The sequence below is a fragment of the Pseudomonas sp. BN415 genome (assembly GCF_029871195.1).
Classification (GTDB): Bacteria; Pseudomonadota; Gammaproteobacteria; order Pseudomonadales; family Pseudomonadaceae; genus Metapseudomonas; species Metapseudomonas resinovorans.
The window spans coordinates 19,614-36,289 of sequence record NZ_SSOK01000031.1; the positions used below are offsets into that span (position 1 = coordinate 19,614).

A 16,676-nucleotide genomic window follows, 5' to 3' on the forward strand; every position below is an offset into this window, starting at 1 on the left:
TTGTCTGCTGGTCCCGTCGCGAACTCGCGAAGAGCGCTCCCTCCTGATCTTTGTCCTGCGAGCACTGCCACTCCGCTCGGATATCAAAGGTGGCTGACTTCGTCAGCCACTACTGCGAAGCCGCGTCCCTGCTCACCGGCGCGAGCCGCCTCGATAGCCGCGTTGAGTGCCAAAAGATTGGTCTGCTCGGCCACCATCTTGATGACGTCCAAGACTCCGCCAATGCGTTCACTGCTTTGGTGAAGGTCCCTGATTACATCAGTGGATGACTTCACGTCGTTCGCAAGGTGGCCAATTTGCTCCGCGCTTTGCCATTGCTCGGAAATATGTCATCACCGACGCTTCCATTTGCCCAGCAGGCATCTCAATGATGCCCAATTTGTAGAGTCGGAGAACAGTCAGTCTTGGAGTCGTAAGCTATCGTGTACCGCGAACTTTTCGGCGCCGGTGGCGAGCAGGGCGTAGGCCTTCAGGGTGGTGGTCACCTAGCGCGTGCGGGGTGCGGCAGGTTGCCCCGTCGTTACAGCCACTAGTTGCTGGATGATGCTGCTGCCCCCCTGGAAAGTTCAGACTCCGTGGTTGGTGGCCCATATCTCTAGAGGGTACCGGCCTAAATTTCTGCAAGTGTGTCCTTCAATAACCTCTTAGGAACAGCAACTCGGAGCGCTACCATTGTGTTGTGAGTTCGGCATTTCACTAACTTTCTGCCGCAGTTGCAGGGGCAGCGCTTCTTGTTTGCTAATCGTTTCTTTTGAATCAGAGTCTGGAGGTAGCGTTGCACCTCAGTCCTAGACGAGCAGCTGAATAGTTTGATGTAGTCCTCCACCAACCCCATGGCCCCATGTGCAAGTTCGCCAAGCTTGAATCTCTCGTGTCCCTTCTCGGCAAGCGATATTGCATAGAGAAATGGAATGACACATCGATCTATGAACTTGGCGAGCGTGAAGCTTTTGCCGAGAATCATGTGGAGTCGAATGGGGGCTCCAAGGCAAATGGTGCCGTTTGGATTGATATGGTGGTTGCCGTCGCTGGGTATTCTTCCTCCAATCTCATACACCTCTGGCAGTTGATCTTTGATCTGCTGCGAGATTTTGATATGCAGCTGAAAACTGTCGACTACCGTAGGGGACCCCTCGTATGAGGCAGAAAATCTCAGTCGGCCCTTGATATGGACACAGCCATCCTGAGATGGCTTAAGAGCCATCCCAGGTTGGCTGTGAAGGAAGGCCTCAAGATCGTCCAGCCGAGACATCTTAGTCGCGACCCCACGGGCGAGGCGCATCTTGGGGGATGTGCACATGTGGCGCCTGGATGATGCTGGCGGCATTCTGCAGGCCAACTTTGCTCTCCAGCGTTGTAGCGGAGAATCGGACACCCAACTTGTCTTCGAGCTGCTCAGACAGCTCGGTGCTGTTTACGAGATCGCCTAGTCGGGGGATGTCGATGGCTGCTTGGCGTACCCAGAGGTGGAAATTTTCCTTGAGATGGAGGCACTGTCCTTCGGGTGTGAACCAGCGATCGGCGAAATTCTCACTTGGGTTGGCAGGGTTCAGGACTTCATTGGAGTTTGATGCGCGGAAGTCGATAAGGCTCTGAAGCACCTGGTCCATTGCCCCGGCTAGGGCCGGACTGCCCGTATAGCCGCGCGCAGCAAGCGTCGTGATGATAATCGAGATCGGCTTGGACTCGGAATTTGCCTTGAACATCAGATCTCGATGTCGCTTGAGTAACTGGATGCAGCGTTGCAGGTGCGTTTTCCTGCGGTACAGAGGCACATCTTCAACCTGGGCGCGAGCTTCAACCAAGCCCATCAAACCCTCTCCCAGCTGGCGTGACTTGAACCACTCGATGTAGCCCTCGGGGTTGCTAACCTGCCAGCTCAGATCTCTGACTCTGTAGTTCGGCGCGCGGTCGTCGGTGATGTTCACCGAGTCGTCTGCTACCGTGCTGGCCAGGGCTTTATCTAGCCCCCGGCTCTCCAGTGCAGCAGTTAGCTGCTGCCTGTAGCCGAGATCAGTGGGAATGCAGGGCACGACATCCATGTGGAAGCTCAAGCCGTCCTGGTACTCAAGCCGCCAGCAACGGTGCTTTTCCTCAAGAGGGCAGGAGATACGGCGAGCCTCGCGGTAGCTCTCGAGCTCTTTCCCCACCATCTGCTTCAGGTTGTACTGACTGTGAGTCGCTTTGGTCACTCCTGTACGCAGTTTGCAAGCCAGATCGAGGTCATAGCTTTCACCATCGAGCAGCGGCCGGATGGCAGTGCCTAAGGCAAAGGACCCTTGGGCGAAAACATGCGGATCGTTAGCATCTATCGAGGACTCGGGGCGGCCGAACCATGCCCCCAGGTCTTGGTAGCGGCTGATCGCCTTTTCATAGGCACTTTCCGGGAGCTCCAGAGCTTCCACGGCCAGTTTGAGCGTCTTCTCGTAGCGGTCGGCAGCCATGTTCTCCACACTACCGCGCTTGGTCTGTTCGTTGCTCATGAGCATTGCTGGGCCTCCTGGGCATGCGGGCCCAAATGCAGTGTTGGCTTGAACTGGTTCTGGCTATCTCTATCCCGATCAAGGATCAGGTACGGATGCTGATGTTGCGTGGTGAGCAGGGCGCCAAACTCGATAGCAAGGGCGGCCGGAATCGCCGCAAAAACATGGATCGTTTTCGGGGTCTGAGCCTCGAGTTGGCTGAGATGTATCTGGAGCGCATCGCGGAACGCATGAATCACCCGCCGGTTCTGGACCATCGTGTAACTGGGCTCCGGAATGGTCAGCTCGGCGATGCGGGCGCCAGGTAGGGCTTCGTACACATCGCGATGCGGGATCTGGGCTGAGATGGACAGCACCAGCGCTAGCGGCGCATCGTCATCTGGTGGGGAAGTGAACAGAAACGCTGGCGGCTCAGCAGCTTGATCGGGCCAGCGCAGGCGATGCTCGCGATTGAAGGAAAAGAGCAGGCGTTTAGAGCGGTCGCCTATGGCCTGTCCCAATAGCATCAGCGCTGGAATGTCAGCCACACCCACCAAGGCCAGCGCAGGCGCGTCGCCATAGGCGCCCCCTCGGCGTTTCAGTTGCTGTTCCAAGTCGTGCTGGATGTCGTCCTTGATTTTCTGCCAATAGAACGTATCCCTGCCACGAGGTCCGGGAGGCGAGAACGTGATCTTGATGGGATGGTCGAAGGCCGTTAGTCCCTCGGAAGACATTGCAGTCAGCAGATCGCGAACGGAAATGTCATTGCTCGTTGCGAAATGCTGGCTCTGCACGATTACGGGTACTGCCCGGCCGCCATCGGGCGTTGTCGCAGCGAGGCGGATACGTTCGAGGTAGGCTTGATGCAGGCCACTCAAGTCATTTTCCGGGTAGCCATCCGCGTCACGATCAATCTTCTTGTGACAGCTTGGGCAGAGGAGCATGAGGTTGGCGCTGTCGTTGGTGAGCCCCTGCGCCTTTGCTTCGTCATGGTCCTTACGCCCCCGCGGACCTTGGGGGCTGGCCGGTAGGATGTGGGCTACCTCGCCCCACTTCATTGGCTTGCCTGCGCGGTAGTCGAATGTGAGATCGGTGCCGCATAGCTCGCAGTGACCGGCAGCCTGAGTCCAGACGATTCGTTTCGTTTCGTCGTTGGTGTCGTACCGCCCATTTGCGGGCTTGGTCTTTCCTTGTTCGTCCAATTCGGCGTACCCCCTGGTACATCGATGATCCTGGCTTGTGATGGCCAGACGGAATCAAACTGAGGTTGTAAGTTACACGGGAAGGTGACGGCTGCTTTTCCCCCAAGGCGGAACTGTCCCGCCAGTAAAAAAGGCCAGCGAGCAATGCTCGCCGGCCCTGTTGTTTACTCTTTGCTGCCCTCTATTCCTTCGGGGCCAATGGTCTCGACCTAACAGCGAAAGCCAGCCTTGGATGGCTGTCGCCGCTGCCTCCCCAGGCAGCGGCTATGCACCGTCTCGGTGCATTCGTTTCAACATTCAGTGAAAAAGTTTCAGTGTTTGTTGAAAAACTACGTGACCCGGACTCAATCCCAGCTCAGCGCGCCACCAGTTTGGTATTCAATGACGCGCGTCTCGAAGAAGTTCTTCTCTTTCTTCAGGTCCATGATTTCGGACATCCACGGGAACGGGTTGCTGGTGCCCGGGTATTCCTCTTTCAGGCCGATCTGGGTCAGGCGGCGGTTGGCGATGAATTTGAGGTAGTCCTCCATCATCGCGGCGTTCATGCCCAGTACGCCGCGCGGCATGGTGTCGCGAGCGTATTCGATCTCCAGCTGGGTGCCCTGCAGGATCATCTGGGTGGCTTCGTCCTTCATCTGGGCATCCCACAGGTGCGGGTTTTCGATCTTGATCTGGTTGATCACGTCGATGCCGAAGTTCAGGTGCATGGATTCGTCGCGCAGGATGTACTGGAACTGCTCGGCGGTGCCGGTCATCTTGTTGCGGCGGCCCATGGAGAGGATCTGGGTGAAGCCGCAGTAGAAGAAGATGCCTTCCAGTACGCAGTAGTAGGCGATCAGGTTGCGCAGGAACTGGCGGTCGGTCTCCGGGGTGCCGGTTTTGAACTCGGGGTCGGAGATCGAGCGGGTGTACTTGAGGCCCCAGGACGCTTTCTTCGCGACGCTCGGAATCTCGTGGTACATGTTGAAGATCTCGCCTTCATCCATGCCCAGCGACTCGATGCAGTACTGGTAGGCGTGGGTGTGGATCGCCTCTTCGAAGGCCTGGCGCAGGATGTACTGGCGGCATTCTGGGTTGGTGATCAGGCGGTACACGGCCAGCACCAGATTGTTGGCAACCAGGGAGTCGGCGGTGGAGAAGAAGCCGAGGTTGCGCATCACGATGCGGCGCTCGTCTTCGGACAGGCCTTCCTTGCTCTTCCACAGGGCAATGTCGGCGTTCATGTTCACTTCCTGCGGCATCCAGTGGTTGGCGCAACCATCCAGATACTTCTGCCAGGCCCAGTCGTACTTGAAGGGTACGAGCTGGTTGAGGTCGGCGCGGGCGTTGATCATCTGCTTGTCGCCAACCTGTACGCGCGCGGCGGAGCCTTCGAGGTCGTCCAGGCCTTCCTGGATGTCGAGGGCGTCGAGGGCCTTCTTGGCGCGGGCGACGGCGTCGGAGTCGTCGGCCGATACGGCGCGGGCGTCTTCAACGGAGCCGGCGGCTTCGTCGTCGAGCTTGTCGATGTTCTTGGCGGCGGCCTGGGCAACGGCGGGGGCTGCCTTGGCTTCGGTGGGGTCTTCTTTGTCGAATTCGTCCCAGCTGAGCATGGTTCCTCTCCTGGTATCTGGATGCGTGAATGATGGTGCACGCTAAAGCGGTGGTTCATGGCCGGGCGGTGAATTGCCCTGGCTTGTGCACACCCGGTTTGTGGGTGTGGTTGTTCGGATATCGGTGCTGGCTGAGTTTTCCCTCACTCCCGGCCCCTCTCCCAGAGGGAGAGGGGAGGGAGCGACCCCGTGCGATGCGTTATTGGCAGGCTTCGCAATCCGGGTTATCGATGGAGCACGCGCTGGGCACCGGAGCCGGTGCCGGCGCTGCAGCAGGAGCGGCTTGCAGGGTTTCGCTGCCACCTGCGGATACCGCGTTCAGCTTGCCGGTGTTGATGGTCGACTTCTCGGTGCTGGTGGCGGCCAGGGCGCGGAGGTAGTAGGTGGTTTTCAGGCCACGGTACCAAGCCATGCGGTAGGTCACGTCCAGCTTCTTGCCCGAGGCGCCGGCGATGTAGAGGTTCAGGGACTGGGCCTGATCGATCCACTTCTGGCGGCGGCTGGCGGCGTCGACGATCCACTTGGTTTCGACTTCGAACGCGGTGGCGTACAGGTCTTTCAGGTCTTGCGGGATACGCTCGATCTGCTGCACGGAGCCGTCGTAGTACTTCAGGTCGTTGACCATGACCGGGTCCCACAGGCCACGGGCTTTGAGGTCGTGTACCAGGTAGGGGTTGATCACGGTGAATTCGCCGGAGAGGTTCGATTTCACGTAGAGGTTCTGGTAGGTCGGCTCGATGGACTGCGATACGCCGGTGATGTTGGCGATGGTCGCGGTCGGCGCAATGGCCATGATGTTCGAGTTACGAATACCTTTCTTGACGCGCTCGCGAACCGGGGCCCAGTCCAGGGACTCGGTCAGGTCGACGTCGATGTACTTCTGGCCACGGGCTTCGATGAGGATCTGCTGGGAGTCCAGCGGCAGGATGCCCTTGGACCACAGGGAGCCGTCGAAGGTCTCGTAGGCGCCGCGCTCGTCGGCCAGGTCGCAGGACGCCTGGATGGCGAAGTAGCTCACCGCTTCCATGGACTTGTCGGCGAACTCGATGGCCGCGTCGGAGCCGTAGGCGATGTGCTGCAGGTACAGAGCGTCCTGGAAGCCCATGATGCCCAGGCCTACCGGACGGTGCTTGAGGTTCGAGTTGCGAGCCTGCGGGACCGAGTAGTAGTTGATGTCGATAACGTTATCGAGCATGCGCACTGCGGTCTTGACGGTCTTCTCGAGCTTGGCGGTGTCCAGCTTGCCATCAACGATGTGGTTGACCAGGTTGATCGAGCCCAGGTTGCAGACCGCGATCTCGTCCTTGTTGGTGTTCAGGGTGATCTCGGTGCACAGATTGGAGCTGTGGACCACGCCCACATGCTGCTGCGGGCTGCGCAGGTTGCACGGGTCTTTGAAGGTCAGCCACGGGTGGCCGGTCTCGAAGAGCATCGAGAGCATCTTGCGCCACAGGTCTTTGGCCTGGATGGTCTTGAACAGCTTGATCTTGCCGTACTGGGTCAGGGCTTCGTAGTACTCGTAGCGCTCTTCGAAGGCCTTGCCGGTCAGGTCGTGCAGGTCCGGTACTTCGGACGGCGAGAACAGGGTCCACTGGCCATCGTCGAATACGCGCTTCATGAACAGGTCCGGAATCCAGTTCGCGGTGTTCATGTCGTGGGTACGGCGACGGTCGTCACCGGTGTTCTTGCGCAGCTCGATGAACTCTTCGATGTCCATGTGCCAGGTTTCGAGGTACGCGCAGACGGCGCCCTTGCGCTTGCCACCCTGGTTCACGGCTACCGCGGTGTCGTTCACGACTTTCAGGAACGGAACCACGCCCTGGGACTTGCCGTTGGTGCCCTTGATGTAGGAACCCAGCGCACGGACCGGCGTCCAGTCGTTGCCCAGGCCACCGGCGAATTTCGACAGCATGGCGTTGTCGTGGATCGCGTTGTAGATGCCCGACAGGTCGTCCGGCACGGTGGTCAGGTAGCAGGAGGACAGCTGCGGACGCAGGGTGCCGGCGTTGAACAGGGTCGGGGTCGAGCTCATGTAGTCGAAGGACGACAGCAGGTTGTAGAACTCGATGGCGCGTTCTTCTTTCTGCTTCTCTTCGATGGCCAGACCCATGGCCACGCGCATGAAGAAGACTTGCGGCAGTTCGAAGCGGATGCCGTCCTTGTGGATGAAGTAGCGGTCGTACAGGGTCTGCAGGCCGAGGTAGGTGAACTGCTGGTCGCGCTCGTGGTTGATGGCCTTGCCCAGTTTCTCCAGGTCGAAGGTTTTCAGTTGCGGATCGAGCAGCTCGAACTCGACGCCTTTTTCCACGTAGGCCGGCAGGGCCTTGGCGTAGAGGTCGGCCATCTCGTGATGGGTGGCGCTCTCGGCAACGCCGAGGAAGCCCAGGGCTTCGGCGCGTAGGGTGTCCATCAGCAGGCGGGCGGTGACGTAGGAGTAGTTCGGCTCGCGCTCTACCAGGGTACGGGCAGTCATCACCAGGGCGGTGTTGACGTCCTTCTCGGCTACACCGTCGTAGAGGTTCTTCAGGGTTTCACGCTCGATCAGCGAGCCGTCGACTTCGGCCAGGGCTTCGCAGGCTTCGCTGATGATGGTGTTCAGGCGGCCCATGTCCAGCGGCTGCTGGCTGCCGTCGGCGCGGGTGATGCGGATGCTCGGGTGCGGTTGGGCGACGTCGCTGGCGGCGCTGCGCTTGGAGCGCTCCTGGGCGCGGGATTCGCGGTAGATCACGTAGTCGCGGGCGACCTTCTGCTCGCCGGCGCGCATCAGGGCCAGCTCGACCTGGTCCTGGATTTCTTCGATGTGGATGGTGCCACCGGAGGGCATGCGGCGCTTGAAGGTCGCGGTGACCTGTTCGGTCAGGCGCGCGACGGTTTCATGGATACGCGAAGAAGCAGCGGCAGTACCGCCTTCCACGGCGAGGAACGCTTTGGTGATGGCAACGGTGATTTTGTCGTCGGTGTACGGGACGACGGTGCCGTTGCGTTTGATCACACGCAGCTGGCCGGGCGCAGTGGCGGCCAGATCCTGGTTGGAATCTGCTGCCTGCGGCGCTGCGGCCTGCGGGTTCTCGCGAGTGGTGTCGGTCTGCATGGGGTTCTCCATGTTCTGTATTTATGTAAGGGCGCCCGAGTCGCCTTCATTCCTTTTCACAACGCGATACGCACGGCGAGGTGCCGAGCGCGAAACGTGGTGCTACGAGGCAGAAGGACAGGACTCAAGTGCCTTCCTGGCCCTACAAGTCAAACGTCACGGTGTTAAACCGCCGTGACAACACAATACCTAGTGGTGGGCGCTGTTCGCGCCGCACCGGCTTCCGGCCCCCAGTCACGTTCTTTGTGTCCTGGGCCGGCACCACTCGCCTGGGGCGGATGGTGGGTGAAATACCGCAATTGACTCACCGGTGGTCAGGCTCTGAAAAAGCCTTTGGCGCTTGATTCTAGTTGTGTCCGGTGGTACGCCCTCACCCCAATATGTAGGGGCTGGGCTCGATGGGGGTACAAGATAATGCGCTATTGGGGGCATTGCAAGGCGACCCACTACATCTAGCCTGTGGATAAACTGTGGGTGATTTGTGGGTGACTGCGGGGTAACGGAAGCAAAGGCCCGGTGGCTCTAGGCTCTGCCGTTCGTCGCCGCCAAATGGTGTGTTTTTTGGCGGCGGCGGTGCTGTAGACGGTGTCGCAAGCTAACACAATATCTTGTGTTTTAGCCTTCATTTGGCATGCGCTGTGCTATCGAGCCGGCATTGCTACAATGCGAGCCCTTTTTCGATGGTCCTGACGCTGTCTGCGGGAGTGTGTGGTGGAGCAAGAAGCCTGGCGAATCCTCATAGTCGAAGACGATCAGCGACTGGCCGATCTGACGCGCGAATACCTGGAAGGCAACGGCCTGCAGGTGGCCATCGAGTCTGATGGTGGCCAGGCCGTGGCGCGCATTCTCAGGGAGCGCCCGGACCTGGTGGTGCTGGACCTGATGCTGCCGGGCGAGGATGGCCTGTCCATTTGCCGCAAGCTGCGCGGCCAGTACGAGGGGCCGATCCTGATGCTCACGGCCCGCACCGACGACATGGACCAGGTCCTTGGCCTCGAGCTGGGCGCCGATGACTATGTCTGCAAGCCGGTGCGCCCGCGTGTGCTGTTGGCGCGCATCCGCGCCCTGTTGCGACGCAGCGAAGCGGTGGTCGAAGCACCGGTGGTGGAAAACCAGCGCCGGCTGGTGTTCGGTCCGCTGGTGATCGACAACGCCATGCGCGAAGCCTGGCTCAACGAGCGCAGCATCGAGCTGACCAGCGCCGAGTTCGACCTGCTGTGGCTGCTGGCGGTGAATTCGGGGCGCATCCTCTCCCGCGAGGAGATTTTCAACTCCCTGCGCGGCATCGAGTACGACGGTCAGGACCGTTCCATCGACGTACGCATTTCGCGAATCCGCCCGAAGATTGGTGATGACCCCATGCACCCGCGCCTGATCAAGACAGTACGCAGCAAGGGCTATCTATTCGTAAGAGAGGCCGCCGAGGGCCTCTGACGGACCGGCTGACGGTCCACAGCTCCCGGGCAACAGTCCATGAATTCGATCTTTCTGCGCATCTATGGCGGCATGCTGGTCACCTTGGTGCTGGTGGCGCTGCTTGGCGTCTTTACCATTCATCAGGTCAACCAGGTGCGCTCCGACCAGTACCGCGAGAGTCTGGCGCGGGGCACGTTCCGCCTGATGGCCGATAATCTCCAGCCCATGAACGAAGTGGAGCGCCGCCGCGCCGTGGTGCTCTGGGGGCGGCTGTTGGGCATACCCCTGGAGCTGCAGCCCATGGAGGGCTCGAAGCTGGACAACAGCGCCCGCAACCGGCTGATACGTGGCCAGGTGCTGGTGGAGGAGACTGGCCCCCATGCCGCGCGGGTTTTCGGCCTGGTCAGCGTGAGCGAGCGGCTGATGCTGACCGGCGAGGTCGAGCAGATCAGCGAACAGCTGGCGCGTGCCACGGTTTACCTGTTGATGGACGAACTGGTGCGCTTCCCGGTGAATGAGCAGCCGCAGCGCCTGGCGTCCATCAAGGACAACAAGCAGTTCGGTTTCGACCTGCGACTGATCCCGCTAAGGGAGGCGGACCTCGACGCCGATCAACGTCGTCGAGTGGACGAGGGTGATACCGTGATGGCGCTGGGTAAGGATGGCGACTCCATCCGCGTATTCGCCGGCATGGTGGACACGCCCTGGGTACTGGAAATGGGCCCGCTGCACCAGATGAACCCTTATCCACCGCAGATGCTGGTGCTGATCGGCTTTCTTGGTCTGACCCTGATCGGCCTCACCGTCTACTTTCTCGTGCGCCAGTTGGAGCACCGGCTGATGGAGCTGGAAAGTGCCGCCACCAGCATTGCCCAGGGCAAGCTGGATGCGCGGGTTCCGGCCAAGGGGGCTGACTCGGTGGGTCGCCTGGCGGCGGCTTTCAACGGCATGGCCGAGCAGTTGCAGCGGCTGTTGATGCTGCAACGGGAGCTGATTCGCGCCGTATCCCATGAGCTGCGTACCCCGGTGGCGCGACTGCGTTTCGGCCTGGAAATGATTGCCGACGCTGAAAGCGAGAGTGCCCGGCGCAAATACATGGACGGCATGGACGGCGACATCCAGGAGCTGGACAAGCTGGTGGACGAGATGCTGACTTACGCGCGTCTGGAGCAGGGGGCACCGGCCTTGCATTTCCAGCGCGTGGACCTGGATGCGCTGTTCGATCAGGTGATCGCCGAGCTTTCTCCGTTGCGTGCCGCCGTACGCATCGAGCGCGGTCTGTGCCTGAACGTCGGCAGCGACGGTGCCTGGGTGGAGGCCGAGCCGCGCTACCTGCACCGTGCCCTGCAGAACCTGGTGAGCAACGCCATGCGCCATGCGGAGTCACGGGTGCAGTTGAACTATCAGATCGGCCACAAGCGCTGCCGCATCGATGTCGAAGATGACGGCCCCGGTGTGCCGGAGAGTCAGTGGGAGAAGATCTTCAAGCCCTTCATGCGCCTGGACGACAGCCGTACCCGCGCTTCGGGTGGTCATGGCCTTGGCTTGTCCATCGTGCGGCGGATCATCTATTGGCACGCCGGCCGCGCGCAGATCGGCCGCAGCGAAACCTTGGGTGGAGCGCGCTTTAGTCTGGTCTGGCCGCGCCGGCAGAGCGAGGCGGAAACGTTGTAGGTTCGTCGGGGGATTGCTTTTATGTGGGCGAATTCATTCGCTTAGCAAACCTAACATTTCTCCCACAGATGATTGAGTCAGCTGCGCTGCCCAGGGTTCTCCACCCGCCTCAGGCAGCGATTGCGACAAGGCTCAGCACCCGCCCCTGGAATTCGCAGTACCAACCCGCCAGTTCACTCCCCGCGGACCATTCCGCCGACAGGTCGATCAGCAGCCGCAGGCGCGCTTGTGCGTCGTTGCAGGCCACCAGTTCCGCGTCATGGAGGTAGAAGCGCTTGCGCACCAGCGGATAGAGCGCCTTGAACAGGCTCTCCTTGACGGAGAAGGTCAGGGTGATGCGTTCGGCTTGCTGTTCGGGCGTGAGGCCATCCAGCCGTTGCAGTTCGGCCGGGGTGAGGATTTCTTCCGCCAGGCGCAACGCCCGGTCGCTGGCCAAGGGTTCTTCCAGATCCAGGCCGAGGCCGCTCCACTGCCTGCTATCCGCAACCAGTGCAGTGGCCAGCCCGTGGCTGTGGCTGATGGAGCCGCTGACGCCGGCCGGCCAGACCGGTGCGCGATCTTCACCCAGGGCGGGCACGTCGGCGCGGCCGGTGAGGGCGAGGAGGGCTGTGCGGGCACAGAGGCGGCCGGCAAGGTATTCCGCCTGCCGCTTGGCCACCGAGCGCAGGATGTTGGCTGGCGCGGGAATGGCACTGCGAGGGAAGTCTTCGGCGACGAGCAGGGCCGGATCGAAGCGGCATGAGCGCATGACTACGCCAGGCAGGGCTTCAGCGAAGGGCCAGGTGGAGTCGAAGGGGCTGCAGCAGGCGGGGTGGTTCGAAGTCATCGCGGCATTCTGCCCGGCGTCGGTGGAATCGGCCAGCGGCGCGTCCGTTTACATATGTTTGCAAATGGCAAACAAAGCGAAACGGAACCCGGACCGTGCTTTTTGCCAGACTAGCCCGGCGTTTCTTCTGGAACGCAGGTGAGGTTGTAGTCTGGAACCTTGGCAATGCCGGTTTCGGACATTTTCTCTGAATTGAGTGCGGGAGCCCGGATGGGCTCCCGTTTTTTTTGCCTGTACTTCAGGCGCAGATGGCGAGTGGGCTGAAGCCAACCCTACAAAAATGTCTTAAGACGATGTAGGGCATTTCGTTCAGCTCAGGTTCAAGGAGGGTTCAGGAGCGGTTCAGTGGTCGGCGGGCAATCTAGCCCCGAGTTCAGCCAATCACTCGATCACTCGAAGAGGAACATCCCATGAGCCACACTCTGAGCCGTATCGCCCTCGCTTCCGCCCTGGCCTTTGCTGCTGTTGGTGCCCAGGCCGCAGGTAACTTCGTTGGACTGACCTGGGGTCAGACCAACAACAACATCCAGAAGTCCGATTCGCTGAACGCGAACCTGAACAACCCCAGCCTGGACAAGGTCATCCACAAGACCGATACCTGGGGCGTACGTGCCGGCCAGCAGCACGACAGTGGCCGTTACTACATGACCTACGAGAACTTCTCCGATACTGACAGCGGCTACAAGCTGCGCCAGCAAAACCTGCTCGGCAGCTACGATGTGTTCGTGCCGGTGGGTGACTACAACACCAAGCTGTTCGGTGGCGCCACCCTCGGCCTGGTCAAGCTGGAGCAGGAAAGCAAGGGCATGAGCCGCGACAGCAACATCAACTACGCGGCTGGCCTGCAGGCCGGTATCCTGCAGGATCTGAGCAAGAACGCCTCGATCGAAGCCGGTTACCGTTACCTGCGCACCCATGTCAGCACTGACATGGGTGAGCACGGCGGTCCCCGCCTGGGCTCCCTGGACCTGCACAGCAGTGGGCAGGCTTACCTCGGCGCCAACTACAAGTTCTGAGTCGTCCTTAACAGCAGGCCGGGCATTTGCCCGGCCGCCTTATTGAAAGGGGGAACAGCCCATGAAACTGCTGGTTGTGGAAGACGAGGCGTTGCTGCGCCACCATCTCTACACCCGCCTGGGCGAGCAGGGCCACGTGGTAGACGCTGTGCCCAACGCGGAGGAAGCGCTCTATCGCGCTGCGGAGTACCACCATGACCTGGCCGTTATCGACCTTGGCCTGCCCGGCATCAGCGGGCTGGATCTGATCCGCCAGCTGCGCAGCCAGGGCAAGAGCTTCCCCATCCTCATTCTCACCGCCCGCGGCAACTGGCAGGACAAGGTCGAAGGCCTGGCCGCCGGCGCCGACGACTATGTGGTCAAGCCGTTCCAGTTCGAGGAGTTGGAAGCGCGGCTCAATGCGCTGCTGCGGCGCTCGTCCGGCTTTGTCCAGTCCACCATCGAAGCCGGGCCGTTGTTGCTGGACCTGAATCGCAAGCAGGCACAACTCGATGGCGAGCCGATTGCGCTCACCGCCTACGAATACCGCATCCTCGAATACCTCATGCGTCATCACCAGCAGGTGGTGGCCAAGGACCGGCTAATGGAGCAGCTGTATCCCAATGACGAAGAGCGTGATCCCAACGTGATCGAAGTGCTGGTCGGCCGCCTGCGTCGCAAGCTGGAAGGCAGCAGCGGCTTCAAGCCGATCGACACGGTGCGCGGCCAGGGTTATCTGTTCACCGAGCGCTGCCGATGACTCGCAGTTGGCGCAAGCTGGGATCGTCGCTGCGCTTGCGGCTGATGCTCGGCGCCGCCGTGATGGCGGTGCTGTTCATGCTCGCCCTGCTGCCAGCCCTGCGTGGGGCCTTCGTGATCGCCCTCGACCAGTCCATTCAGCAGCGCCTGGCCGCCGACGCCAGCGCGCTGATCGCTGCCGCCCGGGTGGAGAACGGCCAACTGGAGATGCCCGACAAGCTGCCGAACGAGGAATTCGACAACCTGGAAGCCAGCCAACTGGGCTACATCTACGACAGCGAAGGGCGGCTGGTCTGGCAGTCCCTTTCGTCGCGGGATGAGCGCGTGGAGTACAGCCCGCGTTACGACGGCCAGGGGCACGAATTCCTCCGGGTCGCGGACGCCAGGGCGCGCGAATTCTTCGTCTATGACGTGGAGGTGGACCTGCTGCGCGGGCAGAAGGCCGCCTACAGCGTCGTCACCATGCAGCCGGTGAGCGACTACCAGTCGATGTACGACGGCTTCCTCAAACAGCTCTACGTCTGGTTGGGCGGTGCGTTGCTGGTGCTGCTGGGCCTGCTTTGGTTCGGCCTGACCTGGGGCTTCCGCAGCCTGCGTGGGCTCAGCGCCGAGCTGGATGAGGTGGAGTCCGGCAACCGCGACAGCCTGAGTGACGAACACCCTCGCGAACTGTTGCGCCTGACCCAATCTCTCAACCGCCTGCTGGACAGCGAGCGCCGTCAGCGCGAGCGCTACCGCAACTCCCTTGATGATCTGGCCCACAGTCTGAAAACTCCGCTCTCGGTGCTGCAGGGCGTCAGCGAGAACATTGCCGTCAGGCCAGATGATCGCGATCAGGCGCGGGTGCTGCAGAGCCAGATCGAACGCATGAGCCAGCAGATCAGCTATCAGCTGCAGCGCGCTTCCTTGCGCAAGAGCGGCCTGGTGCGCCATCGGGTACAACTGGCGCCGTTGCTGGACACCCTCTGCGATGCGCTGGACAAGGTCTACCGGGATAAGCGCGTGCACGTGGAACGGGATTTCGACAAGGCCCTGATGATCCCCATGGAGCAAGGCGCCTTGCTGGAGTTGCTTGGCAACCTGCTGGAGAACGCCTTCCGCCTCTGTCTGGGCGAAGTCCGCGTCAGCGCCCGTGTGCGCGATGGCAACTGCGAACTCAAAGTGGAAGACGACGGCCCCGGCGTACCGGAGGACCAGCGCGATCGCATCCTCAAGCGGGGCGAACGCCTGGATGCCCAGCATCCCGGGCAGGGCATTGGTACCGCCGTGGTCAAGGACATCATCGAAAGCTACGACGGCGAGTTGTTCCTTGACGAGTCACCCTTGGGCGGGGCGGAGTTCAGGATTCGTTTTCCGTTGCTTTGAGCGAGTCTGCCGCTTTTCTGTGGCGGCGAATTCATTGTAGGAGCTGCCCACAACACGTAACGCAGACTGCAGGTCTGCCATTCGCCCCTACAGGAAAAACGCGGCTCAAGCCTCTTGCGCCCGATACGCCCCTGGCGTCAGTCCCGTCCATTTCTTGAAGGCTCGATGGAAGGCCGAAGGTTCGGAGAATCCGAGCTGTTCGGCGATGTCCTGGATCGACAGCTCGTCCCGGCCCAGGTGGTAGATGGCCAGGTCGCGGCGCAGGTGGTCCTTCAATTCCTGGAAGCTCGAGCCTTCCTCCCGCAGGTGCCGGCGCAGGGTCTGCGGGCTGATGTGCAGGTGCTGGGCCACCGCGTCCAGGTCGGGCCAGGTGCGGCAGTCTCGGCCGAGCAGGCGGCGGATCTGGCTCGTCAGGCTGTCGCCGCCGTCCGGGCGGGCCAGCAGGTCGGCCGGGGAATGCTCGAGGAAGTGCTTGAGGGTGCGCTCGTCCTGCAGCAGCGGCATGGCCAGGTAGCGGGCGTGGAAACGCAGGCTGATGCACGGCGCCCCGAAGCGCCGGTTGGTGGGGAAGAGCAGTTCGTACTCGCTGGCGTGGGCTGGTTCTGCGTAGCTGAAGGTGGCCTCTTCCAGGCGAATGCGTTGGCCGATCAGCCAACTGCCCAGGCGGTGCCAGATCACCAGCAAGCTTTCCACCAGAAAGTGATCCGGGTCCTGGAGCGTCGAGTCGTCCACCGTCAGGATGGCGAATTCGCCCTCTCGTTCCAGCCGGATGCGCGGAGCATCGGGGAACAGCCCATAGAAGAGGGTGCCCCGGCCCAGGGCCTTTTCCAGGGTGCGGCAGTGGATGATGGCGTGGCACATCATGGCGAAGGTGCCGCGTTTGCTTGGTTGCCGGCCAAAGCCCATGTACTCGTCGTCCAGCGCTTCCCAGAGCAATTGCATGAGCCGCGCGAACTGCTCGGGTGCCACCCGCGCCCGGGGTTCGTCCAGCAGTGCCGGCTGGATGCTGGCGGCGCTCAACAGGGGGGCGCAATCCACGCCATGACGTAGGGCACCGCGCAGGGCGGCACGAACGAAGTGGCTGGCGATGGTGCGCTCGCGCATAGGGGCTGTTCCGTGGTCGGGGAGGCCGATGGTAGGTCGCGGTCGAGCGCGGCCACAAGGGCGCACGTGGCGGAAATCCCCCCGGGGGCTTGGCGGAAACCCGCCTGAAGGGCCTGGCGAAGGTGAGGAGGTAATTTGTTAAGTTATTGAAAGCTAAGGGTTTTAATAAAATATTGAGATTGGCACAGCG

The 16,676-nt window shown here is 61.3% G+C and carries 12 protein-coding genes and 1 pseudogene; 5 read left to right on the forward strand and 8 right to left on the reverse strand.

Going from position 1 to position 16,676, the window contains the following annotated elements; translation table 11 throughout:
* Positions 1-95: 95 nt before the first annotated feature.
* From E8F20_RS08855 to E8F20_RS08880, 6 genes and pseudogenes are all read right to left on the reverse strand, one after another.
* A pseudogene (locus tag E8F20_RS08855) lies at positions 96-299 on the reverse strand (methyl-accepting chemotaxis protein); the annotation flags it as partial.
* Positions 300-610: 311 nt separating this feature from the next.
* Positions 611-1,252 (reverse strand): hypothetical protein, encoded by a 642-nt coding sequence (locus E8F20_RS08860; RefSeq protein ID WP_280283422.1) that lies wholly within the window; start codon positions 1,250-1,252, stop codon positions 611-613.
* 1 nt (position 1,253) lies between these two features.
* Positions 1,254-2,489 carry a nucleotidyltransferase gene (locus E8F20_RS08865; RefSeq protein ID WP_280283423.1) on the reverse strand — a complete coding sequence of 412 codons (1,236 nt, stop codon included), beginning with the start codon at positions 2,487-2,489 and terminating at the stop codon, positions 1,254-1,256.
* On the reverse strand, positions 2,480-3,664 hold the full coding sequence (locus E8F20_RS08870) for an SAVED domain-containing protein (RefSeq protein WP_280283424.1): 1,185 nt from the start codon (positions 3,662-3,664) through the stop codon (positions 2,480-2,482). Before E8F20_RS08870 ends, E8F20_RS08865 begins: the two co-directional genes overlap by 10 nt.
* 344 nt (positions 3,665-4,008) lie before the next feature.
* The gene (locus E8F20_RS08875; RefSeq protein WP_280283425.1) at positions 4,009-5,256 is read right to left on the reverse strand and encodes a ribonucleotide-diphosphate reductase subunit beta; all 1,248 of its coding nucleotides are present in this window, start codon (positions 5,254-5,256) and stop codon (positions 4,009-4,011) included.
* A 199-nt stretch (positions 5,257-5,455) separates the two neighbouring features.
* Positions 5,456-8,347 carry a ribonucleoside-diphosphate reductase subunit alpha gene (locus E8F20_RS08880; RefSeq protein ID WP_280283426.1) on the reverse strand — a complete coding sequence of 964 codons (2,892 nt, stop codon included), beginning with the start codon at positions 8,345-8,347 and terminating at the stop codon, positions 5,456-5,458.
* Positions 8,348-9,058: 711 nt separating this feature from the next.
* On the opposite strand from E8F20_RS08880, the gene E8F20_RS08885 reads away from it, so the two are divergent.
* Complete coding sequence (locus E8F20_RS08885; protein ID WP_280283427.1) at positions 9,059-9,781, forward strand: response regulator; 723 nt, start codon at positions 9,059-9,061, stop codon at positions 9,779-9,781.
* A 39-nt stretch (positions 9,782-9,820) separates the two neighbouring features.
* The gene (locus tag E8F20_RS08890; RefSeq protein ID WP_280283428.1) at positions 9,821-11,437 is read left to right on the forward strand and encodes an ATP-binding protein; all 1,617 of its coding nucleotides are present in this window, start codon (positions 9,821-9,823) and stop codon (positions 11,435-11,437) included.
* A gap of 109 nt (positions 11,438-11,546) precedes the next feature.
* Here E8F20_RS08890 and E8F20_RS08895 read toward each other — a convergent pair whose 3' ends face one another.
* A complete protein-coding gene (locus E8F20_RS08895; RefSeq protein WP_280283429.1) occupies positions 11,547-12,263 on the reverse strand; it encodes a 4'-phosphopantetheinyl transferase superfamily protein in 717 nt (238 codons plus the stop codon).
* Between the two features lie 410 nt (positions 12,264-12,673).
* Here E8F20_RS08895 and E8F20_RS08900 point away from each other — a divergent pair, with 410 nt between their 5' ends.
* The 3 genes from E8F20_RS08900 (at position 12,674) to E8F20_RS08910 (ending at position 15,382) form a co-directional block, all read left to right on the forward strand.
* Positions 12,674-13,279 (forward strand): hypothetical protein, encoded by a 606-nt coding sequence (locus E8F20_RS08900; RefSeq protein WP_280283430.1) that lies wholly within the window; start codon positions 12,674-12,676, stop codon positions 13,277-13,279.
* A gap of 61 nt (positions 13,280-13,340) precedes the next feature.
* Positions 13,341-14,018, forward strand: a complete 678-nt coding sequence (locus E8F20_RS08905) for a response regulator (protein ID WP_280283431.1) — start codon at positions 13,341-13,343, stop codon at positions 14,016-14,018.
* 17 nt (positions 14,019-14,035) lie between these two features.
* Complete coding sequence (locus tag E8F20_RS08910; RefSeq protein WP_280283513.1) at positions 14,036-15,382, forward strand: ATP-binding protein; 1,347 nt, start codon at positions 14,036-14,038, stop codon at positions 15,380-15,382.
* 105 nt (positions 15,383-15,487) lie between these two features.
* Here the strand turns inward: E8F20_RS08910 and E8F20_RS08915 are convergent, their stop codons facing one another.
* On the reverse strand, positions 15,488-16,486 hold the full coding sequence (locus tag E8F20_RS08915) for an AraC family transcriptional regulator (protein ID WP_280283432.1): 999 nt from the start codon (positions 16,484-16,486) through the stop codon (positions 15,488-15,490).
* Positions 16,487-16,676 lie beyond the last annotated feature (190 nt).

Bases quoted from the DNA above. Each gene is read 5' to 3' on its own strand.
- E8F20_RS08860 (WP_280283422.1), bottom strand. From the start codon at position 1,252: ATGTCTCGGCTGGACGATCTTGAGGCCTTCCTTCACAGCCAACCTGGG.
- E8F20_RS08865 (WP_280283423.1), bottom strand. From the start codon at position 2,489: ATGCTCATGAGCAACGAACAGACCAAGCGCGGTAGTGTGGAGAACATG.
- E8F20_RS08875 (WP_280283425.1), bottom strand. From the start codon at position 5,256: ATGCTCAGCTGGGACGAATTCGACAAAGAAGACCCCACCGAAGCCAAG.
- E8F20_RS08880 (WP_280283426.1), bottom strand. From the start codon at position 8,347: ATGCAGACCGACACCACTCGCGAGAACCCGCAGGCCGCAGCGCCGCAG.
- E8F20_RS08890 (WP_280283428.1), top strand. From the start codon at position 9,821: ATGAATTCGATCTTTCTGCGCATCTATGGCGGCATGCTGGTCACCTTG.
- E8F20_RS08895 (WP_280283429.1), bottom strand. From the start codon at position 12,263: ATGACTTCGAACCACCCCGCCTGCTGCAGCCCCTTCGACTCCACCTGG.
- E8F20_RS08900 (WP_280283430.1), top strand. From the start codon at position 12,674: ATGAGCCACACTCTGAGCCGTATCGCCCTCGCTTCCGCCCTGGCCTTT.
- E8F20_RS08905 (WP_280283431.1), top strand. From the start codon at position 13,341: ATGAAACTGCTGGTTGTGGAAGACGAGGCGTTGCTGCGCCACCATCTC.
- E8F20_RS08915 (WP_280283432.1), bottom strand. From the start codon at position 16,486: ATGCGCGAGCGCACCATCGCCAGCCACTTCGTTCGTGCCGCCCTGCGC.